Genomic DNA, 22,154 nt, shown 5'->3' on the forward strand with positions numbered 1-22,154 from the left:
CGATGTCCTCCGAGCTTGGGTCTTCGCTCGTGCTAGCCAGACCCGCCCGACGGCGCCGCCAGCCCTAGGACGGCCCCAATCCGAAGTGGTGCCGGAAGAAAGCCTCGGTGGCTTCCAGCACCTGGAGCTGCACGCTGCCGCTGCGGAAGCCATGGCCCTCGCCGGCGAAGCGGTGCACCTCCACCGGAACCCCATGGGCTGCCAGGGCCGCCGCCATCCGGTCGGTCTGCTCGGGGGGCACCACCGGGTCGTCCAGGCCCTGGAAGAAGACCACCGGACAGCGGATCCGATCCGCATGCAACAGGGGGGAGCGGGCCTCGTAGAGCGCGCGGGCTTCGGGCCATGGGCCGATCAGGCCATCGAGGTACCGGGCTTCGAAGCGGTGGCTTTCGAGGGCCAGGGCACTGGGGTCGGCGACGCCGTAGCGGATCGCCCCGGCACGGAAGACTCCGGTGAAGCACAGGCCCGCCAGGGCCGTGAAGCCGCCGGCACTGCCGCCTTCGATGGCGATGCGGGCGGGGCTGGCCTTGCCGGCGGCGACCAGGGCCGTGGCGGCCGCGGCGCAGTCGGCCACATCCACCATGCCCCACTGGCCATCGAGGCGTGCGCGGTAGGCCCGGCCGAAGCCGGTGGACCCCCCGTAATTCACATCCACCACGCCCCAGCCGCGGGTGGTCCAGAACTGGATGGCGAGGCTGAGGCCGCGGCGGGCCATGCCGGTGGGCCCGCTGTGCCCCTTCACCAGCAGCGGCGAGGCGGGGGTGGCACCGCCGACAGGCGGATGGAACCAGGCCTGGGTGGGGGCGCCGCCATGGCCGCTGAACCAGAGGGCCTCGGGGGGGCTGATCCCCTCGGGGGGCAGGGGGCAGGGGGCCACGGGTGTGTGCTGCCAGTGCCGGCTGTCCAGGTCCAGGTCCAGCAGTCCCGACGGGGTCGTGGGGTTGCTCGCCACGGCCACCAGGCGTCCGGCTTCCGCATGGAGGCCGCTCAGGTCGTCGAAGGGCTGGGGCAGGGGGTCCCAGGCTGCGGCGGTCCCGGCCGCCGGTCCCTCCAGCACGACCCGGCCCAGCTCCCAGCGCCCGTCGCGGCAGGCAGCGGCCCACAGCTGCCGACCGTCCCAGGCGGTGGTGCCCAGCCCATAGACCCACTGGGGTGTGGCGAATTCTGCGGCCATCGGCACCAGCTCCCGCCACTGGGGCTCCCCAGGCCGGTCGGTGTCGAGGCGCTTGAGGTTCCACCAGCCGCTGCTGTCCTCCGCCACCACCAGGTCAGTGGGGCCGAGCCAGAGCGGCTGGAACACCGACACCGCTCGCCCATGGGCCGGGCCTGAGCCCGCCACGGGCCGCGGCTGGAGCAGCTCGCCCCGGGGGCTCAGCCGGGCCAGCCACAGCTGGCTCCGTTCCCACGGCATGAAGGGTTGCTGCCATTCCACCCATGCCAGCTGGCGGCCGTCGGGGCTGAGGCTGGCGTAGCCGCAGAAGTCGGCGGGTTGATGCAGGGGCTGCGGCAGGCCACCCGCCAGGGGGACCGCCACCAGCTGGTCGGTGCCGCCCGCTTCCATCACACCGATCCAGCGCCGCCGCTCGGTGTCGATCAGGCCATCGGCGAAGGCCCGTTCCCCCGGGGTGGCCGCGGGCGGGGTGAGGCGCCGCGGCGGGCCCTGGGGCAGGCCGGTGGCGGGATCGAGGGGGAGGTGCCAGAGGCCGCGGTCGCCGTCATGGATCACCACCAGATCACCGTTGCCGCCGATGGCGTAGGTCCCGCCGCCGTAGGTGTGCACCCGGCTGCGCAGGTTCCAGTCACCGGGGGTGAGTTCGATCGTCTCGGCGCCCGGCTGCGGCCGCAGCAGCAGGGTGGTGCGCCCGCCCTCCTGGGGACGCTGTTCGAGCCACAGCAGCCGCCCCCGCCACAGCCGTGGCTCCTTGACGGAGGGCGTCTGTCCCACCACGGCGGAGGCTGGCAGCGGGCCGGGCAGTGCCTTGGGCAGTGGGCCGGAGAGTGGGTCGGACGGCGACTCGGAGCGTGGGCCTGCGGGGGTCAAGCTGATTCCTCGGCGGTCCGCCCTAAACTGGCTTCACCGTATTGAGCAGTGTCCTTGGCCCGCAGCTTTGCCCAGATGGCACGTTCTGCGGAGCTCAGCAGCCGCAGCGTCCAGGTTCCGAAGGAGCCGCTGGATCAGCCGCCCCTGACGATTCACACCCTGGGCGATGCGGTGCTGCGCACCCCGGCCAGGCGCATCACCAAGGTGGATGAGTCGGTGCGGGACCTGGCCCGTGACATGTTGCGCAGCATGTACACGGCCAAGGGCATCGGCCTGGCCGCTCCCCAGGTGGGGGTGCACAGGCAGCTGCTGGTCATCGACCTGGATCCTGAGAATCCGGCCACGCCGCCGATGGTGCTGATCAATCCCGAGATCCGCTCCTTCGGCGCCTCCATCGACACCTATGAGGAGGGCTGCCTGAGCATTCCAGGCGTCTACCTCGATGTGGTGCGCCCCGGGAGTGTCGAGGTGGCCTACCGCGACGAGCAGGGCCGCCCCCAGAAACTCAAGGCCGACGGTCTGCTGGCCCGTTGCATCCAGCACGAGATGGATCACCTCAACGGCGTGCTGTTCGTCGACCGGGTCACCGATGAGCTGAGCCTGAACGAAGGGTTGAAGCAGCAGGGCTTCGATCGCACCGACGTCCATTCCATTCGCTGATTTCCCATGCCGATGAAGCCTCTGGCCGGGGTCTTCCTGGCCCTGGCCTGCGTGCTCGGGATCGCGGCCACCGGCTCGGTGTTCGAGCTGGCCTACGGCGACCCTGACCTGGGCGTCACGACGACGGGATGGATTCTCGCGCTGAGCGGGCCGGCCACCCTGGCGGCCCTGCTCGTGGCGATCCGCATCAACAGGCCCGCGCCCTGAGCGCCTCCAGCGGCGCCTGCCCCCTGCGGACGTCGGCCCAGCGCGGTCCTGCCGGGGATGCCGGAACAGCGCTGGGGCTGGCCCTGGCCCCTGGCCCGGGCGAGGGGCCATGCATACCATTGCCTTCGTTCCGGACCGTGCCGCGATGGAGTCCTCAGCACCGCACGCCCAACCCGTGCACGCCCTCGTGCGCCCTGTCCGCTCAGCCTGGCGCTGCCGCTCCCTGGCCAGCCGCAGGCTCTTCGGTGCCCTCCTGGGCCTGCTGTGCCTCGGCCCAGCGCTCCAGCCCGCCGGCGCCAGCGCCCTCTTCGAGGCGAACGATCTGGAGGAGCAGAACTTCGTCCTGGTGGCGGCTCCGATCGGCGATGGCCAGCGGGCCCAGCTGAACATCTACGAACAGATCAAGGCCACCCGCCCCTGCTATGCGGTCAACGGCGCCCAGCCCGGCCTGGTGGAGCCCCTGCTGTCCACCTTCGACTTCACGGGCATCTGTGGGCGGTTCATCGATGCCAACGGCTACTCGCTGCGCGTCGGCGGGATGGACCTGGGTGCGATGTACCGGCTGAGTGTGATCCGGAGCAACAGCGACAACCTGTTGCTGGCGGTGCCGACCAAGGCCGGCGCCGGCCCCGAGATGGTGGTGGCCCGCACCCAGGGGCCAGGCACGGGCTTCCTGCAGCTGGTGTTCGAACCGGGCTGGCAGCTCAAGCGCCGGGCCTACGGCGGTCGGCGGCTCGGCCATGTCTACATCTACAGGGACAGCTGGCCCGATCAACTGGCGGGGCCGGTCGATCCTGCCGTGCCGGCGGCCGAAGCGGAGGTCCAGCCGGGGGCCAGTGGGGGCTGAAACCATGGCTCCCGGCGCCGAAGGGGTTGAGGGGGGGTTGCTATGGTGACCAACTCCGTGAGTCCATTCCCGCTACATGACCCAGGTCACCGTCGGCGAAAACGAAGGTATCGAATCGGCCCTGCGCCGCTTCAAGCGCCAGGTGTCCAAGGCGGGCATCTTTGCTGACCTCAAGCGTCTGCGTCACCACGAGACCCCGACCGAGAAGTACAAGCGCAAGGCTCAGCAGCGCCGCCGTCGCCGCTGATTCCAGCCCAGCCCACTCCTGCGGGTCCACCACGTCCTGGGGGCATGAACGCGGAGCCCCTGGTCAGAGAACCCCTGGCCAGCGAACCCCTGCTTTCTGCCCCCGGCCTGCCCCCCAGCACGATCACGGAATCGGTCTTTCTACCGGTTCCCCAACGCTCTCCGATCGATCAGGCTGGTGGCATCCCTCCCAGGAGAGCGCCATGGCTGAACGTCTCGGCAGATTGGGTTTTCTGGCTCGTGGCGGCGGCGATGCCGCTGCCGCACTTCGGCCATCCGGCCATGGGCCCCTTCCAGCGATCGAGGATCTGGTGACGCGGTTCACCCGCTTTGCCGTGTGGTTCGGCGACAGCCTCATCCATGCCCTGGGCAATCCTCAGGAAGAGCGACGCTTCCAGCCTCCGCTGCTCGGCGTCCAGCCCTACCGGGATCGTCCCTACCGCTCCGCCCGCTGAGCGGCGCCGGTGCCCTGGGCGGCTGGACCGTCCTCGAGGCGGTCAAAGCTCCGGTAGGTGAGGGCCTCGGCCACATCGGCCGGGGCGATCCGATCCCGGGCCTCGAGATCACAGATGGTCTGGGCCACGCGCAAGAGGCGTTCCCCGCCGCGAGCGGTCAGCTGCCGTTGCCGAAGTGCCCCTTCCCACAGGTCCACGGCGGCCGCCTCCAGCTGGAGCACCCGCTGCAGCTCGCGGGCCGGAAGCTGCCCGTTGCTCAGGCCTGCAGGATTGCGGCGGATCATGCGCCGGTGGGCCTGCCTTACCCGCTCGGCCACGATGGCGGTGGTCTCCGGTTGCCGCGTGGGGATGCCGCGGTAGCCGGCGCTGAGGGTGGAGGCCTCCGGCCGCCGCATCACCACCTGGAGGTCAATGCGGTCCAGCAGGGGGCCTGACAGGCGGTTCCAGTAGCGCCGTCGGGCCGCCTCCCCGCAGCTGCACTCCCGATCCGGATCGCCGAACCAGCCACAGCTGCAGGGATTGGTGGCGGCCACGAGGCAGATCGCGGCGGGGAAGCGGGTGCGCTGGCGGGCGCGGTGGATCCAGATCTCCCCCTGTTCCAGTGGTTGGCGCAGCAGATCGAGCACCTCCCGGCGGAATTCCGCCAGCTCATCGAGGAAGAGCACACCGTGATGGGCCAGGGCCAGCTCCCCGGGGCGGGGGATCGCTCCGCCCCCGATCAGGGCGGCACCGGAGCAGCTGTGGTGGGGGCTGCGGAAGGGGCGTTCCTGCAGCAGCCCTTCCCCCTCGCCCAGCAGCCCGGCCACGGAGTGAACGCGGGTCAGCTCCAGGGCCTGGTGCGGCATCAGGGGCGGGAGGAGACCGGCCAGCCGCCGGGCCAGCATTGTCTTGCCGCTTCCGGGAGGTCCCACCAGCAGCAGATGGTGCTCTCCGGCGGCGGCGATCTCCAGGGCCCTGCGGCCGTGGGGCTGTCCCTGGACATCGGCCAGGTCCGTCGAGGAGAGCCGTGGCGGACGGGCAGGCTGGCGCGCGGGCGGCGTGAGCGGCGGCTCGGCCCCCTGCAGCTGGGCGACCGCTGAGCGGAGGTCGGTCGCCCCCCACACCCGCAGCCCCGAGACCAGGGCCGCCTCCCCGGCATTGGCCGCGGGCACCAGCAGGGCCCGGGCGCCGCGCCGGCGGGCCTCCATGGCGATGCACAGCAGGCCCCGGATCGGCCGCAGTCGGCCGTCGAGTCCCAGTTCACCGGCGCTCCAGGCACCCTCGAGGGCACTCGGAGCCAGCTGGCCACTGGCCAGAAGCAGTCCCAGGGCGATGGGCAGGTCAAGTCCCGGCCCCTCCTTGCGCAGATCCGCCGGGGCCAGGTTGACCACGACCCGGCTGAGGGGAACGCGAAAGCCGCTGTGGCGAAGGGCCGAGCGCACCCGCTCGCGCGATTCCTGCACGGCCGCATCGGCCAGGCCCACCATCTGCAGGGCCGGCAGCCCAGGGCCGATGTCCACCTCCACGGTGACCTCGCGGGCCTCCAGCCCCCGCAGCGCCGCACTGCTGCACCGTGCCAACATCGCCATCCGGGGTCGCCGGGATTCCAGTGCCACCCCCGTCTCACCGCCAGTTCCCTCCGTCCACCCCTGTCTCCGCAGCGATGGCCAGCTCCGACACGATCTTCGGCCGCATCCTGCGCGGCGAGATTCCCTGCGACCAGGTCCATGCCGACGACCGCTGCCTGGCTTTCCGGGACGTGGCCCCTCAGGCGCCGGTTCACATCCTGATCATTCCCCGCGAGCCCCTGGAGAATCTCCTGGATGCCGAGCCCGGTCACGCCGAGCTGCTCGGCCATCTGCTGCTGGTGGCCGCCCGGGTGGCCCGGCAGGAGGGACTGGAGGGATTCCGCACCGTCATCAACAGCGGCGCCGAGGCCGGCCAGACCGTGTTCCACCTGCATGTGCATGTGATCGGTGGCCGTCCGCTGGCCTGGCCGCCCGGCTGAGTCCCGGCGCCAGCCACAATGCCTGGATCCGTGCCGGCCCATGACACCCTTCCATGCCCTCCGCAGCCAGCTGGGCAAATTGCAGCGGTTGTCCCAGCCTTACTTCCTCCCGGTGGAGGAGACCCGGGGTTGGCAGTTCCTGCTGCTGGTGGTGGCGATGCTCGCGGTGGTGGTGGGCACCACCCTGCTGCTGCTCACCGGCGTCATCGCCCTCAGCGGGGTTTTCATCCCGGTGTTGCGCAGTCGCTTCCTCCCCGGGGTCCCGGAACAGGTGGCGGCCATCTGGCGGAGCCCCTTCGGTCCAGGCGCGATGGTGGTGCTGGCGGCCGGCCTGGGTTGCTTCGCCGCCTTCCGCACCAAGCTCCGCCAGGGCCGCTGGCTTCCCTGGCTGCTGCTGGGGGTGATCGTGCTGTTGATCCTTGTCATCAACGGCATCAATGTGGGGATCAGTTATATCGCCCGCAATGTCGACAATGCCCTGGTCGCCTATGACCAGGACGCCTTCTGGAAAATTGTCGCGATCTATGCATTCTGTCTCGTTCTGGCTCTGCCGATCCGGGCCATTCAGAGTTATCTGATTCCCAAGCTCGGCCTGTTGTGGCGAGAGTGGCTGAGCAATCGGCTGCTGGGGCGCTACCTGTCCAACCGGGCCTACTACGTCCTTAATCCCAACGATGAGTCTGCCGAAGAAATCGATAATCCGGATCAACGGATCTCCCAGGACACGGCCAGCTTCACCGGAACCAGCCTCAGTGTCACGGTGGAGATCCTCTCGGCTCTGCTTACATTCTTCAGTTTCATCATTGTGCTGTGGAGCATCAGCTCGCAGTTGGCACTATGGCTGTTGATCTATTCGGTTGGAGGTACGGTCATCATCGTATTCGCCAGCCGAAAGCTTGTTGCGCTGAACTACCAGCAGCTCAAGCTGGAGGCCGATTTCCGCTACGGGCTTGTACACATCCGTGACAACGCCGAGTCGATTGCCTTCTACCGCGGCGAGCAGCAGGAGTCGCGGGAGGCCGAGCGTCGCCTTGGTGGCGCAATCCGCAACTACAACAGGCTGATCATCTGGGAAGCGTTGATCAGCGTGATCCAGCGTTCCTACGATTACTTCTCGCGCTTTCTGCCGTGGTTGGTGATCGCGCCGATCTACTTTGCCAAGGGAGTCGACTTCGGGGTGTTCGGCCAGGCGAGCATCGCCTTTTCCCAGGTGCTCTTCTCGGTCAGTTACATCGTCAACAACATCGATCGACTGGCGGCTTTCTCCGCCTCGATCAGCCGTCTCGAGGGCTTTCAGGGCAAGGTCGAGGCGATCGGTGGTGAGATGGCGGCCCTGGTGGCCCGGGAGAAGCTGGACGAGGCCTCGCGTCCTGCCAGGGATCGCGACGCCTCCATCCTGGTCAGCCATGTGGATCTGGTGCCACCCCGCACCAGCCGCACCCTGATCCACGATCTCAGCGTCGAGGTGGACCGTCACCAGCGGTTGCTGGTGGTGGGACCCTCCGGCTGCGGCAAGACCTCCTTCCTGCGGATGGTGAGCGGCCTTTGGCCACCGGCCGCCGGCAGCGTGCAGCGACCGCGGGAGGGCGAGCTGCTGTTCATCCCCCAGAAGCCCTACATGCTGCTGGGCAGCCTGCGCGAACAGCTCTGTTACCCGCTCCAGCCGGACCGCTTCAGTGACGAGCAGCTGCGCCACGTCCTCGAGCAGGTGCGCCTGCCTGAGCTGGTGCACCGCTATCCCGACCTCGAGATCAAGCAGGACTGGCCGCGCCTGCTGTCGCTGGGCGAACAGCAGCGTCTGGCCTTCGCCCGGCTGCTGCTCAACTCCCCCCACTTCGTGGTGCTCGATGAGGCCACCAGCGCCCTCGACGTGGCGACGGAGCGCCATCTCTACGACCTGCTGATGCAACGGGAGATGGCGTTCGTGAGCGTCGGCCACCGCCCCACCCTCACGGCCTTCCATGACACCGTGCTGGAGCTCGACGGTCGCGGAGGCTGGCGTCTTCTGCCCGCGGCGGGTTATGACGTTGGCCGCCATGTCTGATCCGATGGGTTCCGCCGCCGCTGGTTCCTCTGCCCCTGGTTCGTCTGCCCCTGGTTTGCCTGACCCTGTGCCCCAGGAGGAGGCGAGCAGGGCCACCAGCGCCACCACCCCCGATGTCCCCGCCTTCGGCTGGAGCGGCTATGCCGAGCGCGTCAACGGGCGCTTCGCGATGGTGGGCTTTGTGGCTGTGCTGGCGATCGAAGCCCTCAGCGGGGACACCTTCCTCCACTGGGCCGGCCTGGTGCCCTGAAGATCCAGGTCGCCCCAGGATCAGGTTGCCTCAGGATCTAGGGCACCTGAATCAGATCGATCTGCCAGAGGCCCTGGCGGCTCACCTGCACGGCCAGCTCCCGGCCGTCGGGCCGGAGGTGCACCTGGCGTGGCACCCCGGGGGGCACGATCGGCAGCGGTTGGAGGCCCTGCAGGGAGCGCCGATAGATCACCAGTTCGGTGCGCCCCTCGAGCTGACGCACCAGGGCCAGTCGCTCGCCGCGGCTGTCCACCGACACGTGGATGGGCTGGGCGTCCGGCCGGTTCAGGCCCGGCACGGGCACAGGCCGCTGGCGCTGCAGATCCACCAGCACCACCCGCTCCCGCCCGCCGCTGCCGCTGATCAGGGCCAGCCAGTTGCCGCTCAGGGAGGGATCGCGGTTGGCCCCCAGTGGCTCCAGCTGGCGGTTGATCCCTACCAGGGACACCGGACCGGCCGCCAGGCACCCCGTCAGCAGCAGGGGGGCGAGCAGGGTGGCCAGGCGGGGCAGCCCCCTCGGGCGTTCTTCCCCCACCGCGTTCCCTCCCCCATCGGCGTGCGTCGTCACCGCTCTGCCGCTCCATCTGCCGCGCCACCGCCGATCTCCGGGGTGCCGCCGGGACGGTCCGGTTCCACCAGAGCGCTGAGGTCGAGCAGTTCGACCTGCCACTGGCCGGATCTGACCACCTGGAGAGCCACGCGGGTGGCATCGGGGGCCAGGCTGAGCCTGACCGGCATGGCATTGCCCCGGAGGGGCAGGCGCACCAGCCGACCGCTGAGGCGATCCTCCAGCAGGGCCAGCCTCTGGGGACCCTGCTGCACCAGCAGCGCCACGTAGCGGCCGTTCCAGCTGAGCGAGGGGGAGCTGTGGGGTTCGCGGCCCCGCAGGTGGCGGAGCGGGATCACCCGGCCGCCCGGCTGTTCCTGCAGGATCAGCCGGGCCCTTCCCCCCGTTTCCAGCACCGAGGCCAGATACCGGCCATTGCCGCTCAGGGCTGGATCGAGCCGGTTGCCGTCAGGCCCGAAGCCCACCGGTGTGGCCGTGCGACGACCCAGCCAGGCACAGCCGCCCAGGCTGAGGGCCAGGGCGAGGAGGGCGAGGCAGGGCCGGGAACGGCTGGGCGGTCTCGGCCGCGCCTGGCGACGCTGGGGGATCAGTCGTCGAAGCGGGAGGCGTTGTCCCGGGGCCTGGCGTCCTGAACGGGAGGGGCCGGGGGCCGCTCGGAGGATTCGGAGCGCGCTCTCACGGGGGTGAAATCGGCGTCGCTGACCCCACGGTCGGCACTGCGAGCGCCGCGGATCGGGGCACCCTGCGGTACGCCTGGGCGCTCCGGGGGCTCGGCCATGGCGCCGGCCGCCCCGGCAGGGGGCCTTCGGCTGGAGCGCGGCGCACCGGGCTCAGCGGCGGCGGCGGCCGGCCTGGAGCCCCGACGTGGCTCGGGACGGGTATCGCGATCGCGGCGGCGGGCGCCAAAATCGGCGGCGGTCCTGGCAGCATCGGCGGTGTAGCGACCACGGGGCCCATCTGGTGGGGTTTCGTCGGTCTCCCAGTTGTCAGTCGGAGCGCCCCGGCGGCTGGCAGCCCGTTCGGGGATCGCTGCCCGGCTGGAGCGCCGCATCCGGTAGAACTCCTCGTCGGGGTCACGGGTGGGGATGCGGCGACGCAGGGGTTCGGGTTCGTCGAGTCGATCCATGTCGCGCTCGTCCCAGGCCTGGCCAGCCATGCGGGGGCGGTAGGGCCCGGCCGGAGCCGGTTCGTCATCGTCGAAATAGGACGAGCGGCGGGCCTGCTCCGTGGTCACCCCCCGCAGCCGCACGCTCTCGTAGGCGAAGAAGACGGTGGTGCCGGCGAGGAGGAACTGGCCGAACTGAAGAATCGGATCGAGCCGCCAGCCCTGGAAAAACAGAATGCCGCCGCAGAGCAGGCCAACGGCGGCGAAGAAGACGTCGTAATCACGGGCCAGGGCTGGCTTGAAGCTGCGCATGAAATAGAGCAGCGCTCCGCCAACCGCCAGCACGATGCCGACGATGCTGGCCCAGTTGAGGCTGGCATTGACCACGGAATCTCACCCTGGAGCTCCCAGGCACTGTAGGCAGGTGTCCAGGCCCGGAGGCAGGTGGCCAGGCCCGGGACGGGGCGTTCTCAGAGACGCCGGTCCAGCCGGTCGTTCTGGCTGATCAGCACCAGGGCGATCGAGATCGGCACAACCACGATCACGGCACCCCAGGCGAGGCTGCTGAGGAAGTTGGCGAGGGAAGGGGTCATGGCGCGGCGGACCGTCGGCGACAGGCGTCGCGGAATCCTAGGCAGCGACGCCAGCTTCCTACGCTGACCTCGCCCCTGCTTAGAGCTTTGTGACGGCGCTACCCCTTTCTCCGCTGGCCTGGTCGCATCTGCTGCTGGGGCTGGTGCTCGCCCTCTGGACCCTGCTGTTCCTGTTCCGCATCGTGCTGACCTGGTACCCCCAGGTGGACCTCGGCAAGGGGGTGATGCGCCTGGTCGGAGCCCCCACGGAACCCCTGCTAACCCCGACCCGCCGGCTGATCCAGCCCATCGGCGGCGTGGATGTGACACCGGTGGTGTGGGTGGGCCTGCTCAGCCTGCTGCGGGAGCTGCTGGTGGGCCAGCAGGGCCTGCTCACCCAGGTGCTGCAGCACAGCCACCCTGTGGCCTAGACCCTGCCGTCCGCACAGGCCGTCTGATTCAGGGCCGTGGGATTCAGGGGCGCGGCAGCATCTCCTCCTCCACGAACTTGGTGTGCACGTCCCCGGCCTGGAATTCCGGTCGCTCGAGCAGTTGCAGGTGGAACTCGATCGTGGTCGGAATGCCGGTCACGGCACATTCCGAGAGGGCCCGGTGCAGGCGGCGCAGGGCGTGATCGCGGTCGACGCCCCAGACGATCAGCTTGCCGATCAGGGAGTCATAGAAGGGGGGGATCTCGTAGCCGGTGTAAACGTGGCTGTCGACCCTGACTCCGGGGCCGCCGGGCGGCAGCCAGCCGGTGATCTTGCCCGGGGCCGGCCTGAAGTTCTGACGGGGATCTTCGGCATTGATCCGCACCTCGATGGCGTGCCCCCGCAGGCAGATGTCCTCCTGGCGGACGGAGATGGGTTCGCCGCCGGCAATCCGCAGCTGCTCGGCGATCAGGTCGACCCCCGTCACCACCTCGGTGACGGGATGCTCCACCTGGATCCGGGTGTTCATCTCCATGAAATAGAAGTTGCCGCCCCGGTCCACCAGAAACTCCACCGTGCCGGCGCCCTCGTAGCCGATGGTGCGGGCCGCGGCCACCGCCGCTTCTCCCATCTGGCGGCGAAGGTCGGCATTGATGGCCACGCTGGGGGCCTCCTCGAGCAGCTTCTGGTGACGCCGCTGGATCGAGCAGTCGCGCTCGCCCAGGTGCACCACGGTGCCGTGGCGGTCCGCCAGCACCTGCACCTCCACGTGGCGGGGCCGGTCGATGAATTTCTCCATGTACAGGCCTGGGTTGCCGAAGGCGGCTTCCGCCTCGCCCTGGGCGGCCTTGAAGAGGCCCTCCAGCTGGTCGGCGGCCGGGACCAGGCGCATGCCGCGGCCACCGCCGCCGGCCGTGGCCTTGATCATCACCGGGTACCCCATCGCTTCGGCCAGCGCAGCCGCCTGGCGCGGGGTCTCCAGCAGTCCCTCGCTGCCGGGGATGGTGGGCACCCCCACCCGCTGCATGGTGGCCTTCGCCGTCGACTTGTCCCCCATCGAGCGGATCGCCTCGGGGGAGGGGCCGACGAAGGTGATCCCGTGGTCGGCGCAGATTTCGGCGAAGCGGTCGTTCTCGGCCAGGAAGCCGTAGCCGGGGTGGATCGCGTCCGCTCCGCGGGAGGTGGCCGCGGCCAGGATGTTCGGAATGTTCAGGTAGCTCTTCGAGCTGGGGGCCTCGCCGACACAGACGGCTTCGTCGGCCAGCTGGACATGCAGGGCGTTGCGGTCCACGGTGCTGTAGACGGCCACGGTCGGAATCCCGAGCTCACGGCAGCTCCGCAGGATCCTCAGGGCAATCTCGCCGCGGTTGGCGATCAGCAACTTGCCGATGGACATCCGCAGCCGCTCAGCTGGTACAGGCCATCGCGGACTGTATCAGTGCTCACAGGCCCGTCCTGCGGCCCGAGCCGGCCTCGGGCCGGGGCATGGACCGGGTGATGGGTATATTGCTCAACCGATGCGCCACCGCGGCCCATCGAACCACCCGGATGGGCATTGCCCAGCCGTTGCATCACGCGGATGTGGTGGAATTGGTAGACACGCACGTTTGAGGGGCGTGTGGCTTCGGCCTTGCGAGTTCAAGTCTCGCCATCCGCATTTTTTCTTTTCCGGTTTGGGTGACGGGGTGCCGCCACACTCCAACGCAGACCTTCGGTACCCCGCCTGGGACCCAGCCTCTCGGGTCACCGCCACGACGGCCATCGTGCTGGTGAGCAACGGCCCCGGTGAGCTGACCACCTGGGTCAGACCCCTGGCTCTCTGCCTGCATCGCCGCCTCAGCCTGAGGCCCCGCCAGCCGGATGGGCCCTGCAGCCTGGATCTGGTGATGGTGCCCTGTCCCAACGGCACCGGCGGCGAGCACCGGGTCGCCGCCCAGTGGGGGCTGTTCGAGCGGATCACCCCGGCGCGGCGCTTCTGGAGCCTGCTGCTGCGGCCGCGGCGGTTCGGCCCCTGGCCCCGGCAGGGGGTCGTGGTGTTTCTGGGCGGTGACCAGTTCTGGAGTGTGCTGCTCTCGGCCCGGTTGGGCTACCGCCACCTCACCTATGCCGAATGGGTGGCCCGCTGGCCACGCTGGAATGACCGGATCGCGGCGATGGGGCCCCGCGCCGCCGCTCAGCTGCCCCCCCGCTGGTCGTCCCGCTGCCGGGTGGTGGGCGACCTGATGGCGGATCTGTCGGAGGCGGCCCGCAGCGAGGAGCCCCTGCCGGAGGGGATCTGGGTGGCGCTGCTGCCGGGCTCCAAGCGGGCCAAGCTGCGGATCGGGGTGCCCTTCCTGCTCGAGACCGCCGATCGACTGGCGAGCCTGAATCCCGGCTGCCGCTTCCTGCTTCCCCTGGCCCCCACCACCAGCGTGGAGGAGCTGCTCAGCCATGCCGGGCCGGCCAATCCGATCGCCCGCGCTTACCGCTCCGGCGTGCCCCGGCTGGAGCCCGGCGGGGATGGGCTCGTGACCCCCGCCGGCACCCGGATCCGGCTGGAGCGCCGCAATCCCGCCCATGCCCTCCTCAGCCAGTGCCGCCTGGCCCTGACCACGGTGGGTGCCAACACGGCGGAACTGGGGGCCCTGGGGCTGCCGATGCTGGTGCTGGTGCCCACCCAGCATCTGCAGGTGATGCAGGCCTGGGACGGCCTGGCCGGTCTGCTGGGGCGGCTGCCGCTGCTGCGGTGGCTGTTCGGTCTGGCGCTCACGGCCTGGCGCCTGCGACACCGCGGCTTCCTGGCCTCCCCGAACATCACCGCAGGCCGCCTGGTGGTGCCCGAGCGGGTCGGGCCGATCACCCCCGAGCAGATCGCGGCGGAGGCCGCCGACTGGCTGGCCTCGCCGGCTCGCCTGGACGGCATGCGGGCTGATCTGCGCAGCCTGCGGGGCGCTCCAGGGGCCGTGGCGGCGCTGGCGGATCTGGTGGAGGAGCTCCTGCCGACCCGGACGGATTCCTAGGGTTGGGCTTCAATCCAGACTCCTGCCTTGGCCATGGCTGATCAGAGCGATCCCCAGTCCTCCGCCTGCGGGCTCGAGAGTGGTCTGGCGCGGGGGGTGGAGGAGGAGGTGTGGCGCCAGAAGCTCACCCCCGAGCAGTTCCGCATCGCCCGCCAGGGCGGCACGGAGCGGGCCTTCAGCGGCGCCTACTGGAACCAGAAAGGCTCCGGGATGTACCACTGCATCTGCTGTGATGCCGAACTGTTCAGCAGTGACACCAAGTTTGATTCCGGCACCGGCTGGCCCAGCTTCTGGGATGGGGTGCGCCCTGGCGCGATCAGCACCCACTTGGACCGCAGCCACGGCATGGTGCGCACCGAGATCCGCTGTGCCCAGTGCGATGCCCACCTGGGCCACGTGTTCTCGGATGGCCCGGCACCCACGGGGCAGCGCTACTGCGTCAACTCCGCATCGCTCGAGTTCCGGGCGGACTGAGCTCCTGCCCCTTGGTTCACAATCGACTGGACCGGTCCTGCCTGGACCAGTTCACCAGGGATCATCCAGCTCTTCGGCGTCCACGTCCACCGGTTCGGCGGGAAGCCGGCCGGGGGGACGCCGGCGGGGGCCATCGATCGGCCGAAGCTCCCGGGGGCTCGCTTCGCGCTCTCCCGGGCGGTCCCCCGGCAGCCTGCGCTCCCGGTAGCCACCGTCCTCGTACCGGCCCTCTCCGGAACGGCCGCCCTGAGAGCTGCTGCCCTCGAACCGGCTGCCCCCGTAGCGGCCTTCGTCGGAGTTGCTCTCTTCGTAGCGGCCCTCGGGGTAGCGGCTGTCGGAGTAGCGGCCGTCGGGGTAGCGGGGCGGGGCCTCGAACCGCCGGTCGTCGAGCCCCTCCTCCTCGTCCAGGTAGCGGCGCTGGCGTAGGGGCGCCCGCTCCCGGCGCTCCTCGACCTCCACGTAGTCAAGCTCCTCCTCCGGTACGAAGGCCTGGCTGCTGGCGGGCTGGATGCGCCGTTGCTCCTGGACGCTGGGGACGCCAGGGGCCAGTTGGTTCTCCACCGGCACCATGGTGCTGCGGTAGCGCTCCCGCTCCTCCTGCTCCCAGCTGGGGCCACCGATCCCGAGCTTCTCGAGCAGGCCGGTGCCCAGCTGCTTGAGCTTCTCCTCGGCTCCCTCGTAGACGATGATCCGATCGGGCCCGCTGCTGACGATCTCCTCCACGGCCAGCTCCCAGGTGCTGAGCACCCCTTCCCCCAGCAGGGGCACCCCCAGGGCACCGAGCACCAGGGTGGTGAGTTCGCCCGTCTCGATGTCGAAGCTGAATCCCAGCACCTTGCCCAGCTGTTCTCCTGACTCGGAGATCACCTGGCAGTTGATCACCTTGCTGTAGCGCTCGGGGGTGAACCCCTCGGCGAGGGAATCGGCCGAATCCACCAGGATCACGTCCCCCACCTGGCGGATCCGGTCCAGGGGCATCCAGCGGGGCAGCCCCGGCAGGAAGCGGGTGAAGGGGTTGTCCCGCAGCCCGAGGGCGATCACCTCGCGCCGGTCGATGTCCACCACCACTTCGCCCACGACGCCGAGGCGGCGGCCGGTGTCCCGGGTGATCACCTGGGTACCCATCAACTCCGAGCGCAGCCAGAGGCGGTCGCTGGGGGTGGCGGCCGGGTCGCTGCCGGGCGGCGGGGTCGTCGTCATCGGCGCATTCTCACCCAGCGCACGGTCAGGCCGCCGGCGGCAGGCCCACCACCTGGGTGTGGGCACCGCGGGCCTGGGTGACGCCGATGGTGCGCGTGGCCGCGGCGATCATCGGCCGGCGGTGGCTCACCACCATGAACTGGGCCTGGTAAGCCTGCCGGGCGATCAGGCCGGCCAGCCGTTCCACGTTCACCCCGTCGAGGAAGCTGTCCACCTCGTCGAGGGCGTAGAAGGGCGAGGGCCGGAAGCGCTGCAGGGCGAACAGGAAGCTGAGCGCCGTGAGCGACTTCTCTCCGCCGCTCATGGCGGCCAGGCGCCGGACCGCCTTGCCCTTGGGGTGGGCCACCAGGGTGAGGCCCCCGTCCAGGGGAGCTTCGGGGTTCTCCAGCTGCAGGTGGCCCTCCCCGTCGGAGAGCTCGGCGAAGATCTCGCGGAAGTGGCCGTCGACGGCGGCGAAGGCCTCCAGGAAGGCCTCCTGGCGCAGGGTGCCGACCGTCTCGATGCGCAGCAGCAGTTCCTCGCGCTCCTTGCTGAGCACCTCCAGGCGCTCCTCCAGCTCGCTGAGGCGGGCTTCGAGCTGGGCCAGCTCCTCGAGGGCCAGCATGTTCACCGGTTCGAGGGCCTCCATCCGGCTCTGCAGACGCCGCAGCTCCTCCTCCAGGACCTCCAGGCCGTTGTCGCGCACCTCCTGGGGGATCTCGGGCAGGGGATCGGGCAGGTCCCGCTCGAGCTGCTCCAGCCGCAGCTGCCCGCTGCGCTGCTGCTCGGCCAGAGCCTGGAGTTCCTCCCCGAGCCGCTGCAGTTCCCACTGGCGCTGCTGCAGGGCCTGGCGCTGGGCCGCCAGCTGGGCTTCGGCGGCATCGCGGGCCCGGCGGCGCTCGCCGAAGCGGGTCTGCAGTTCGCTCTGCTGACTCTCCAGGGCGCTGCGGCGCTGCTGGTCGGCCTGCTGGCGTTCCTTCCACTGGGCCCGCTCAGCGACCAGGGCATTCACGGCGGCGATCAGCCGCTGTTCGTCGGCGGCGAGGGCCTCGAGCTGGTGGCGCAGCCGCTCTCCCGCCAGGGCCCGTTCCCGCCGGGCGGCCAGCAGGGCGTCACGGCCCTGGCGGGCCTCGGCCAGCGCCCGGTCGGCGGCCTCCAGCTCGGCCTGCAGCCCCTGCCAGCGGGCGGCATCGCCGGAGGCCTCCGTCTCGGCTTCGGCCTGGTGCAGGGCCGCCAGATCCCGCTGCAGAGGATCCAGCCGCCGGTCGAGGTCCTCGAGCTGGAGCTGGTCCTGGGCCAGGCTCTCCTGCAGCTGGCCCAGGCGGGCGGTCAGCTGCTGCTGGCGCTGCAGCTGGGGCGCCAGGGAGCGCTGGGTGCTGCTCCGTTCGGCTTCCAGCGCCGCCTGGCGGTGCTGCAGCTGCTGCAGGCTGGGCCGCAGCTCCTCGAGCTGCCGCGCCACCTCCGCCTCGCGCCGCTGGCAGGCCACCAGGCTCTCTCCCAGTTCCAGCAGCCGGCGGCGCAGCGGCTCGGCCTCGTCACCATCCTGGCTGCGGCCGAAGCTGAGCTGGCTGCCGCGCTGGTGCAGGCTGCCCCCGGTCATGGCCCCGCTCTTCTCGAGCAGCTCTCCATCGAGGGTCACGGCCCGGCAGCGGCCCAGCTCCCGGCGGGCGCTGGCCAGGTCGACAAAGACCAGGGTGTCGCCGAAGACGTAGCGGAACACCTCGGCGTAGACGGGTTCGTGCCGCACCAGCTCCACGGCCCGCGCCACCAGGCCATCCCGGCTGCGGCCATCCCCCCGGCCGAGCGCACCGCCGTCGGCCGTCGGCCCCCGCTGCAGGGCGGCGCCGCCGCTGGAGCCCGCGCTTCCACCTCCGCGGATCTTGTTGAGGGGCAGGAAGGTGAGGCGTCCGGCCCGGCGTTGCTTGAGCAGCTCGATGGCGCGGGCGGCGATCCGGTCGTCGTCGACCACGACCTGAGCCAGCCGCGCCCCTGCCGCCACTTCCAGGGCCGTGCGGTGGCGGTCCTCCACCTCACCCAGCTGGGCGACCGGGCCGTGGATGCCCTCGAGACCGGCCTCCAGCAGCATGCGCAGGGCCCCGGTGCCGCGGCTCTCCTGGAGGGTCTCACGACGGCTGTCGAGCCGGGCGATCTCCCGTTCGAGCTGGGTCTGCTCCTGCTCGAGGCGCTGGCGGGTGCGCTGGTGCAGCGCCAGCGCCTCGGCCAGCTCCTGGACCCGCTGCTGGTGGTCGCGGGTCGTGGTCTGCAGCTCCTGCCACTCACCATCCGCCTGGGTGAGCTGCTGCTGGACGCTGGCCTGGCTGGCGCTTTCCTGCTGATGTTCGGCGGTCAGCTCGGCCAGCCTGGCCTGGTTCTGGCGCAGCCGCTCGCTGAGCTGCTGGCGCTGGGCTTCCAGGGGGCCGATGGTGGCGCCGAGCTGCTGGCGTTGCTGGCTGCGCTGTTTCTGTTCCTCCAGCCAGCTGCCCGAGCGTCCGGCCACCTCGCCCAAACGGCGCCGGGACAGTTCCACGGCGGCTTCGGCGGAACGGCAGGTCGCTTCGGCGGCCTCGAGTTCGCCCTGGTCGCTGGCGGCCTCCAGCTGCTGGGTCTGCAGCCGCAGCTCCGTCTGGCTGCGGGCGAGTTCCTGGCGCTGGCGCTGGAGGTCTTCCGCCTGCTGCTGGTGTTTCTCGGCCTGGCGGGCCAGTTCCCGGCCGCTGGCCTCGAGGCCGGCCAGTTCGGCCTGGACGGCCAGCAACTGGTCCTCGCCCAGTTCCTTCACTTCGGCCTGCAGCTGCTCCAGCGCCGAGGTGGCCCCCTGCAGGGCCACCTCGGCGGCGGCGATGGCCTCCCGCTCATCGTGCTGCTGGCGGCCGAGGGCCTGCTGGCGGCTGATCAGGGCCGCCAGGCCTGCCTGGGCGGCCTCGAAGGCCAGCACCTGCTCCTGCAGCCGGCCCTCGTGCAGCCGTTGCCGCAGGGCCTGGTAAGTGCGGGCCTTGGCGCAGTCGCGTTCCAGCTTCTGGCGGCTGGCCAGCAGCTCCTGCTGCACGATCGCGCAGCGTTCCTGGCGGTCCTGGACATCCTCGAGCTTGCCGCGGGTCTGCTCGATGCGGCTGTCGAAGAGGGCCACCCCGGCCAGTTCGTCGATGATGCCGCGCCGGTCGCGGGCGCTCATCGAGACGATGCGGGTGACATCTCCCTGCATCACCACGTTGCTGCCTTCGGGGTCCACCCGCAGGCGTCGCAGCTGGGTCTGCAGCTGCTGCAGGTTGCACGGGTGTCCGTCGGCGCTGAAGCTGCTGGCGTAGGTCCCCCCCGGAGCCACCCGTAGGCGGCGGCTCACGGTCCAGCTGGTCTGGCCCGGCCGGATCCAGGGCCCTTCCTCGGGGGCCTCGAGCCCGGTCTCGGCTTCGTCGGGTTCCCAGTCGCTGAGGTCGAAGCGCACGCTCACCGAGGTCTCGGCGGCCCGTCCCGCCTTGAGCATGGCGCTGTTGATCAGATCCGGCAGGCGGTCGGCGCGCATGCCACGGCTGCTGGCCAGACCCAGGCAGAACAGCACCGCATCGAGGATGTTGCTCTTGCCGGAGCCATTGGGCCCGGTCACCACCGTGAAGCCTTCCTCGAGCGGGATGGTGATCGTTCCGCCGAACGACTTGAAGTGGGTGAGCCCGACCTGATTGATGTGAACCAACAGGCCCGTCCGCCGAGCAGCTGAAATGTAGCGGAGGGTTTGCGTTGCTCAACCCCATCCCTAGGTTGAAGCCATCAGCTGTCAGTGCGAGACACGCCATGACCGACGAGACACCCCAGACGCCGCGCGAGGAGACGCCGGCCGCGGAGGCCCATCAGGAGACCTTCCGGGAGCGCTTCGAGACCCTCCTCCCCACCATCCAGCGCGAATGGCCCCAGGTGGCCCGCCAGACCCTCGAAGCCACCCGGGGCAGCTTCGATGAGGTGGCGGAGGTGATCGCCTCCCAGACCGGCCGCACCGTGACCCTGGTGAAGCACCAGCTGGTGGAGCTGGTCGATCTGGCCGGGGCCCAGACCAGCCGCATCGCGGACCATCTGGCTCCCCTGGAGAAGCAGCTGGAGGGGGTGCTCGATGATCTCAACGCCACCCTGCGGCCCCGCATCGAGAAGCCCGTGCGGGAGCGTCCCCTGATGGCGCTCGGCATCGCTGCCGGCGTGGGTGTGCTCGTGGGCCTGCTGCTGTCGTCCGGCCGTCGTTCGGCATGAGCGAGGAGCGACGCGAGCGCGGCGGCAAGGCCCGCGAGGCGATGGGGCGGGTCGGCGCCCTGATGACTTCGGTGATGGACCTGCACGTGCGCATCGCGCTGCAGGAGGCCGACCATGAGAAGCGGCGGCTGATCAGCGGTGCCCTGCTGCTCAGTGGCGGGCTCACGATGCTGCTGCTGGCGCTGATCGCGGCGGAGGGTGCCCTGCTGTTCTGGCTGCACGAAGCGTTCAGCCTCAGCTGGATCCACAGCGCCCTGGCGGTGGCCACGCTCAACGTGGTGGTGGCGGGGGTGTTCCTGCGCATCGGCGGCGGCCTGCTCAAGGGCCCCTACCTGCCCCAGACCACCGCGGGTCTCACCAAGACCACCCGCGCCCTGCTGGGTCGCTGAGCGGCTTCAGCGGATCGTGTAGTGCAGCCAGCGGCAGTCGATGCCGCCATTGCTCACCGGGATCCGGCGGCTGGCCTTCATCCGCAGGGCGCCGGTCAGGGCTGGGTTGCCGCTCAGCAGCCACAGGCTCCAGCCGCTGCAGCGCTCCTTGACCATCCGGCCCAGGTCGGCATAGAGGTTCTCCAGCTCCGCGGTCTCGCCGATCCGCTCGCCGTAGGGCGGATTGCACACCAGCACGCCCGGCTGCGCGGGGGGCTGGAAGTCGCGGAAGTCACCCAGGCGGAGGTCGAGCCAGGGCGCCACCCCCGCGTCCGTCGCATTGCTGCGGGCCTGCTCCAGCACGGCGGGGTCCTGCTCCATGCCCACCATGGGTGCCAGCGGCTGCCCATCGGCCAGGGTGGAGCGCGCCAGGGCCGCGGCGGTCCGCACCTCCTGATCCCACAGCTGCGGATCGAAATCCGGCCAGCGCTCCAGGGCGAAGCGGCGGACTCCGTCGGGACCGAGGGCCGGGGCCCGGCCCAGAACCAGCCTCGCGGCCTCGATCAGCAGGGTGCCACTGCCGCAGAGGGGATCCGCGAGGGGCACCGTGCCGTTCCAGCCGGTGAGGGCGATCAGACCGGCCGCCAGGTTCTCCTTGAGGGGGGCCAGGCCCATGGCGGCGCGGTAGCCGCGGCGGTGCAGGCTGCCGCCGGAGCCATCGAGGCTGAGGCTGGCCATCCCGCCGCCGAGGTGGAGATGGAGGCTGAGGTCGGGATCGTCGAGATCGACGCAGGAGCGCTGCCCCCACAGCCGGCGCTGCTGGTCCACCAGTGCGTTCTTGACCTGCAGGGCGCTGTAGTGGCTGTGGTTGAGGCCCGGCGCCGTGCCGCTCGCATCGACGCGGAAGCTGCGGGCCGGGGGGAGCCAGTGGGACCAGTCCGCTGCCTGCTGCACCCCTGCATAGAGCTCGTCCCGGCCGCGGCAGGGAAAGGCGGCCAGCTGCCGCAGCAGCCGGAAGGGCAGGCGGGCCTGGAGATGCAGGCGGTAGAAGCCGGCGGTGTCGATGCGGAAGCGCACGGCCCGCCGCAGCTCCGCCACCGCCTCGCATCCCAGGGCGCGGAGCTCCTCGGCCGCCGGGGCTTCGAGGCCCGGCGGCACCACGGCGATCCCCCGGATCTCCCCTGCATCGGGTTCGGTGATGCCCACCCCAGCGTCGACTCCTGGCTGCTGCCACAATGCACGAGTCCGGTTTCGGCCGGACTAGGTGGCTCACACCAGTGTTTCGGACAGCGGTTCGATTCCGCTCAGCTCCATTCCCCCCCCTCACGGGGCTGCAATGGTTTCGACGGGGCATGAGGAGAGTGACTGAAGCCTGCTCGGTAAGAGCAAACCCGTAACAGCGAACAACATCGTTCGTTTCTCCCGTCAAGCCGCCCCTGTGGCTGCCTGACATCTCTAAGGGAGATGGGGTGAGGTCAGCCTTATCACCCA

The 22,154-nt window shown here is 70.5% G+C and carries 23 protein-coding genes and 1 tRNA gene; 14 read left to right on the forward strand and 10 right to left on the reverse strand.

Annotation, left to right across the window (positions count from 1 at the left end; translation table 11 throughout):
• Positions 1 to 64: 64 nt before the first annotated feature.
• On the reverse strand, positions 65 to 2,041 hold the full coding sequence (locus ACLNEE_RS08390) for a S9 family peptidase (protein ID WP_411422486.1): 1,977 nt from the start codon (positions 2,039 to 2,041) through the stop codon (positions 65 to 67).
• Positions 2,042 to 2,116: 75 nt separating this feature from the next.
• On the opposite strand from ACLNEE_RS08390, the gene def reads away from it, so the two are divergent.
• The 5 genes from def to ACLNEE_RS08415 all read left to right on the forward strand — a co-directional run bounded on the left by def (position 2,117) and on the right by ACLNEE_RS08415 (position 4,456).
• On the forward strand, positions 2,117 to 2,701 hold the full coding sequence (gene def, locus ACLNEE_RS08395; RefSeq protein ID WP_411422487.1) for a peptide deformylase: 585 nt from the start codon (positions 2,117 to 2,119) through the stop codon (positions 2,699 to 2,701).
• A 6-nt stretch (positions 2,702 to 2,707) separates the two neighbouring features.
• Positions 2,708 to 2,908, forward strand: coding sequence for a hypothetical protein (locus ACLNEE_RS08400; RefSeq protein WP_411422488.1), 201 nt, complete (start codon positions 2,708 to 2,710; stop codon positions 2,906 to 2,908).
• A gap of 109 nt (positions 2,909 to 3,017) precedes the next feature.
• A complete protein-coding gene (locus ACLNEE_RS08405) occupies positions 3,018 to 3,755 on the forward strand; it encodes a DUF3747 domain-containing protein (protein ID WP_412006985.1) in 738 nt (245 codons plus the stop codon).
• Positions 3,756 to 3,831: 76 nt separating this feature from the next.
• The gene (gene rpsU / locus ACLNEE_RS08410; RefSeq protein ID WP_006172073.1) at positions 3,832 to 4,002 is read left to right on the forward strand and encodes a 30S ribosomal protein S21; all 171 of its coding nucleotides are present in this window, start codon (positions 3,832 to 3,834) and stop codon (positions 4,000 to 4,002) included.
• A 202-nt stretch (positions 4,003 to 4,204) separates the two neighbouring features.
• Complete coding sequence (locus tag ACLNEE_RS08415) at positions 4,205 to 4,456, forward strand: hypothetical protein (RefSeq protein WP_412006986.1); 252 nt, start codon at positions 4,205 to 4,207, stop codon at positions 4,454 to 4,456.
• Here ACLNEE_RS08415 and ACLNEE_RS08420 read toward each other — a convergent pair.
• Positions 4,438 to 6,018, reverse strand: coding sequence for a YifB family Mg chelatase-like AAA ATPase (locus ACLNEE_RS08420; RefSeq protein ID WP_411422495.1), 1,581 nt, complete (start codon positions 6,016 to 6,018; stop codon positions 4,438 to 4,440). The genes ACLNEE_RS08415 and ACLNEE_RS08420 overlap by 19 nt on opposite strands.
• 80 nt (positions 6,019 to 6,098) lie before the next feature.
• Between ACLNEE_RS08420 and ACLNEE_RS08425 the strand changes: the two genes are divergently transcribed.
• Genes ACLNEE_RS08425 through ACLNEE_RS08435 form a run of 3 tightly spaced genes read left to right on the forward strand, consistent with a single transcriptional unit; the run spans position 6,099 to position 8,737 of the window.
• Positions 6,099 to 6,443 carry a histidine triad nucleotide-binding protein gene (locus tag ACLNEE_RS08425; RefSeq protein ID WP_411424468.1) on the forward strand — a complete coding sequence of 115 codons (345 nt, stop codon included), beginning with the start codon at positions 6,099 to 6,101 and terminating at the stop codon, positions 6,441 to 6,443.
• Positions 6,444 to 6,483: 40 nt separating this feature from the next.
• Positions 6,484 to 8,487: an ABC transporter ATP-binding protein/permease gene (locus ACLNEE_RS08430; RefSeq protein ID WP_411424457.1), complete on the forward strand. Its 2,004-nt coding sequence runs from the start codon at positions 6,484 to 6,486 to the stop codon at positions 8,485 to 8,487.
• A 55-nt stretch (positions 8,488 to 8,542) separates the two neighbouring features.
• Positions 8,543 to 8,737 (forward strand): chlorophyll a/b-binding protein, encoded by a 195-nt coding sequence (locus tag ACLNEE_RS08435; RefSeq protein WP_412006987.1) that lies wholly within the window; start codon positions 8,543 to 8,545, stop codon positions 8,735 to 8,737.
• 37 nt (positions 8,738 to 8,774) lie between these two features.
• Here ACLNEE_RS08435 and ACLNEE_RS08440 read toward each other — a convergent pair whose 3' ends face one another.
• The 4 genes from ACLNEE_RS08440 to psbX all read right to left on the reverse strand — a co-directional run bounded on the left by ACLNEE_RS08440 (position 8,775) and on the right by psbX (position 11,003).
• The gene (locus ACLNEE_RS08440) at positions 8,775 to 9,305 is read right to left on the reverse strand and encodes a TolB family protein (protein WP_411424459.1); all 531 of its coding nucleotides are present in this window, start codon (positions 9,303 to 9,305) and stop codon (positions 8,775 to 8,777) included.
• Positions 9,302 to 9,769 carry a TolB-like translocation protein gene (locus tag ACLNEE_RS08445; RefSeq protein ID WP_411424460.1) on the reverse strand — a complete coding sequence of 156 codons (468 nt, stop codon included), beginning with the start codon at positions 9,767 to 9,769 and terminating at the stop codon, positions 9,302 to 9,304. The genes ACLNEE_RS08440 and ACLNEE_RS08445 overlap by 4 nt, the downstream gene beginning before the upstream one ends.
• Before the next feature lie 122 nt (positions 9,770 to 9,891).
• Positions 9,892 to 10,797, reverse strand: a complete 906-nt coding sequence (locus ACLNEE_RS08450; protein WP_411424461.1) for a Ycf66 family protein — start codon at positions 10,795 to 10,797, stop codon at positions 9,892 to 9,894.
• Positions 10,798 to 10,880: 83 nt separating this feature from the next.
• Complete coding sequence (gene psbX / locus ACLNEE_RS08455) at positions 10,881 to 11,003, reverse strand: photosystem II reaction center protein PsbX (RefSeq protein WP_411424462.1); 123 nt, start codon at positions 11,001 to 11,003, stop codon at positions 10,881 to 10,883.
• Positions 11,004 to 11,092: 89 nt separating this feature from the next.
• Between psbX and ACLNEE_RS08460 the strand changes: the two genes are divergently transcribed.
• A complete protein-coding gene (locus tag ACLNEE_RS08460) occupies positions 11,093 to 11,413 on the forward strand; it encodes a YggT family protein (protein ID WP_411424463.1) in 321 nt (106 codons plus the stop codon).
• A gap of 43 nt (positions 11,414 to 11,456) precedes the next feature.
• Here ACLNEE_RS08460 and accC read toward each other — a convergent pair whose 3' ends face one another.
• The gene (gene accC / locus ACLNEE_RS08465; RefSeq protein WP_411424464.1) at positions 11,457 to 12,809 is read right to left on the reverse strand and encodes an acetyl-CoA carboxylase biotin carboxylase subunit; all 1,353 of its coding nucleotides are present in this window, start codon (positions 12,807 to 12,809) and stop codon (positions 11,457 to 11,459) included.
• A 179-nt stretch (positions 12,810 to 12,988) separates the two neighbouring features.
• On the opposite strand from accC, the gene ACLNEE_RS08470 reads away from it, so the two are divergent.
• From ACLNEE_RS08470 to msrB, 3 genes are all read left to right on the forward strand, one after another.
• Positions 12,989 to 13,070, forward strand: a tRNA-Leu gene (locus ACLNEE_RS08470).
• 28 nt (positions 13,071 to 13,098) lie between these two features.
• Complete coding sequence (locus ACLNEE_RS08475; RefSeq protein ID WP_411424466.1) at positions 13,099 to 14,412, forward strand: glycosyltransferase family protein; 1,314 nt, start codon at positions 13,099 to 13,101, stop codon at positions 14,410 to 14,412.
• A 33-nt stretch (positions 14,413 to 14,445) separates the two neighbouring features.
• On the forward strand, positions 14,446 to 14,886 hold the full coding sequence (gene msrB, locus ACLNEE_RS08480) for a peptide-methionine (R)-S-oxide reductase MsrB (RefSeq protein ID WP_411424467.1): 441 nt from the start codon (positions 14,446 to 14,448) through the stop codon (positions 14,884 to 14,886).
• 51 nt (positions 14,887 to 14,937) lie between these two features.
• Here the strand turns inward: msrB and ACLNEE_RS08485 are convergent, their stop codons facing one another.
• Together ACLNEE_RS08485 and smc are read right to left on the reverse strand one after the other, a co-directional pair.
• Complete coding sequence (locus ACLNEE_RS08485) at positions 14,938 to 16,086, reverse strand: PRC-barrel domain-containing protein (protein ID WP_412006988.1); 1,149 nt, start codon at positions 16,084 to 16,086, stop codon at positions 14,938 to 14,940.
• Positions 16,087 to 16,111: 25 nt separating this feature from the next.
• On the reverse strand, positions 16,112 to 19,750 hold the full coding sequence (gene smc / locus ACLNEE_RS08490; RefSeq protein ID WP_411423132.1) for a chromosome segregation protein SMC: 3,639 nt from the start codon (positions 19,748 to 19,750) through the stop codon (positions 16,112 to 16,114).
• Positions 19,751 to 19,848: 98 nt separating this feature from the next.
• On the opposite strand from smc, the gene ACLNEE_RS08495 reads away from it, so the two are divergent.
• Together ACLNEE_RS08495 and ACLNEE_RS08500 are read left to right on the forward strand one after the other, a co-directional pair.
• On the forward strand, positions 19,849 to 20,295 hold the full coding sequence (locus tag ACLNEE_RS08495) for a glycine zipper domain-containing protein (RefSeq protein WP_411423133.1): 447 nt from the start codon (positions 19,849 to 19,851) through the stop codon (positions 20,293 to 20,295).
• A complete protein-coding gene (locus tag ACLNEE_RS08500; RefSeq protein WP_411423134.1) occupies positions 20,292 to 20,684 on the forward strand; it encodes a phage holin family protein in 393 nt (130 codons plus the stop codon). The genes ACLNEE_RS08495 and ACLNEE_RS08500 overlap by 4 nt, the downstream gene beginning before the upstream one ends.
• Positions 20,685 to 20,690: 6 nt before the next feature.
• On the opposite strand, the gene ACLNEE_RS08505 is transcribed toward ACLNEE_RS08500, so the two are convergent.
• Complete coding sequence (locus ACLNEE_RS08505) at positions 20,691 to 21,869, reverse strand: THUMP domain-containing class I SAM-dependent RNA methyltransferase (RefSeq protein WP_411423135.1); 1,179 nt, start codon at positions 21,867 to 21,869, stop codon at positions 20,691 to 20,693.
• Positions 21,870 to 22,154: the final 285 nt, after the last annotated feature.

This window comes from Aphanothece stagnina RSMan2012 (assembly GCF_046764815.1).
Lineage (GTDB): Bacteria > Cyanobacteriota > Cyanobacteriia > PCC-6307 > Cyanobiaceae > NIES-981.

Bases quoted from the DNA above. Each gene is read 5' to 3' on its own strand.
- ACLNEE_RS08420 (WP_411422495.1), bottom strand. From the start codon at position 6,018: ATGTTGGCACGGTGCAGCAGTGCGGCGCTGCGGGGGCTGGAGGCCCGC.
- ACLNEE_RS08495 (WP_411423133.1), top strand. From the start codon at position 19,849: ATGACCGACGAGACACCCCAGACGCCGCGCGAGGAGACGCCGGCCGCG.
- ACLNEE_RS08400 (WP_411422488.1), top strand. From the start codon at position 2,708: ATGCCGATGAAGCCTCTGGCCGGGGTCTTCCTGGCCCTGGCCTGCGTG.
- accC (WP_411424464.1), bottom strand. From the start codon at position 12,809: ATGTCCATCGGCAAGTTGCTGATCGCCAACCGCGGCGAGATTGCCCTG.
- msrB (WP_411424467.1), top strand. From the start codon at position 14,446: ATGGCTGATCAGAGCGATCCCCAGTCCTCCGCCTGCGGGCTCGAGAGT.
- ACLNEE_RS08430 (WP_411424457.1), top strand. From the start codon at position 6,484: ATGACACCCTTCCATGCCCTCCGCAGCCAGCTGGGCAAATTGCAGCGG.
- def (WP_411422487.1), top strand. From the start codon at position 2,117: ATGGCACGTTCTGCGGAGCTCAGCAGCCGCAGCGTCCAGGTTCCGAAG.
- ACLNEE_RS08405 (WP_412006985.1), top strand. From the start codon at position 3,018: ATGCATACCATTGCCTTCGTTCCGGACCGTGCCGCGATGGAGTCCTCA.
- ACLNEE_RS08485 (WP_412006988.1), bottom strand. From the start codon at position 16,086: ATGACGACGACCCCGCCGCCCGGCAGCGACCCGGCCGCCACCCCCAGC.
- rpsU (WP_006172073.1), top strand. From the start codon at position 3,832: ATGACCCAGGTCACCGTCGGCGAAAACGAAGGTATCGAATCGGCCCTG.
- ACLNEE_RS08425 (WP_411424468.1), top strand. From the start codon at position 6,099: ATGGCCAGCTCCGACACGATCTTCGGCCGCATCCTGCGCGGCGAGATT.
- ACLNEE_RS08500 (WP_411423134.1), top strand. From the start codon at position 20,292: ATGAGCGAGGAGCGACGCGAGCGCGGCGGCAAGGCCCGCGAGGCGATG.
- ACLNEE_RS08415 (WP_412006986.1), top strand. From the start codon at position 4,205: ATGGCTGAACGTCTCGGCAGATTGGGTTTTCTGGCTCGTGGCGGCGGC.
- psbX (WP_411424462.1), bottom strand. From the start codon at position 11,003: ATGACCCCTTCCCTCGCCAACTTCCTCAGCAGCCTCGCCTGGGGTGCC.